The sequence below is a fragment of the Teichococcus vastitatis genome (assembly GCF_003604215.1).
Classification (GTDB): domain Bacteria; phylum Pseudomonadota; class Alphaproteobacteria; order Acetobacterales; family Acetobacteraceae; genus Pseudoroseomonas; species Pseudoroseomonas vastitatis.
On record NZ_QXGS01000155.1, the window covers coordinates 1 to 1,298 of the forward strand.

The 1,298-nt window shown below is 60.2% G+C and carries 2 protein-coding genes; both read right to left on the minus strand.

Annotated features, from left to right (window positions below; translation table 11 throughout):
* Window positions 1–111: 111 nt before the first annotated feature.
* Window positions 112–678, minus strand: a complete 567-nt coding sequence (locus D2K64_RS23615; RefSeq protein ID WP_157986112.1) for a hypothetical protein — start codon at window positions 676–678, stop codon at window positions 112–114.
* Between the two features lie 61 nt (window positions 679–739).
* The coding region (locus D2K64_RS23620; protein WP_238384403.1) for a TetR/AcrR family transcriptional regulator at window positions 740–1,298 on the minus strand (559 nt) is incomplete at its 5' end.

Consider the following 1,298-nt stretch of genomic DNA (forward strand, 5'->3'; position numbering starts at 1 on the left):
ACAAGCAAGAGTTTGCGCCTTTTCAAACAGCGGCATGGAGCTATATTTTTGCCCCTTCACGACAGTAGTCACGCGGCTGGTGACCGGATTGCCCGCATGTCAGCCAAACGGCTACCGGGTCAGCGAGAGCAATCCTGCGGCAGCCAAGCCGATGAAAGATACGATGGTCGTAATAACAGCTATGGTTTTGGCCGTCCGGTAAACGGTTTCCCCGTTTCGGACCCGATGCCATTCGCGCCGCATCAGAACACGCGATTGCTCCACCAAGCGGCGCTCAAGGACGCCCAGTGTGGCGGGGGATAGAGGTGTGGCACTCTGGACCCGCTCCTCGAATTCCCGCAGGGTCGCCAGGATCGGCGCAGTCACCGGATCGGTGCTGTCCAGCTTCAAGTGGATCCGGGACGACGCCTCGAACATAGCCACGATCTCGGCGCGAAGAACCGTCAGTGCCTGGGCTTCCGTGATGTCCGATGTAGAGCTGTCCATCACGGCGAAGATGAACGTAGCGTTGGCCATGAAGCGCGCGATGTCGGCCCGCAGTTCCTCCACCCATTCGCGGCGGAAGTCGGAGATCTTCTGTTCCTTGGAGATGATCAGGCCAAGGATGGAGAAGCTTCCCGCGATGGCAGCCGCGAGGATGGCTCCGAAACCAAGCTGCGTCATGGTGGGTATGGCCACGGGTCGGCACTCCCGCACTCAAACAGGAATAATGGGTGAACAGAAAGAATGAGGAGGAGCGCTAGAGCCTGTCGTCCAGCAGCGCCAGTATGTCCGCCATGGTGGCCTCCCAGTCCTCGTCAGCTTGTGTGGCGAACCCAAAGGTCCGCAGGATAAAGGCGCCCTCAACGGCGTAGAACGCCAAGCGGGCCCGACGCCCTTCGCTCGTCCTGGTGTCAAGCCTGCCGAAGCGGCTCTGGTACCAGCAGTTGGCGGTCATCAGGTGCTCCCGTTCCTCGATAAGCGCGGCCATCATGCTCGCGGCTCGTGCCTCGCTCTTGGTATCCGCGTTCTGGGTCATGCGGATATGGCCACGGACTGCCTCCACAGGCGTCGGAGCTTCCCCAATTATGGTCCTGATTTCAGCTTCGTATTCTTCTTCGCAACGCCTCATCAGGGATGCGATCAGATCGTTCTTGGTCCCGAAGCGCGACTGAATGCCACCTTTCGAAACGCCCGCGGCTTTGGCCAAAGCGTCAATGGTCAAGGCACCCGTTCCCCCCTTCAGCAGGATGTCCTCGGCAAGGTCGAGCACCTCGTCGCGGTCAATCGTCGGCGGGCGCCCCATGATACCTCCTTGA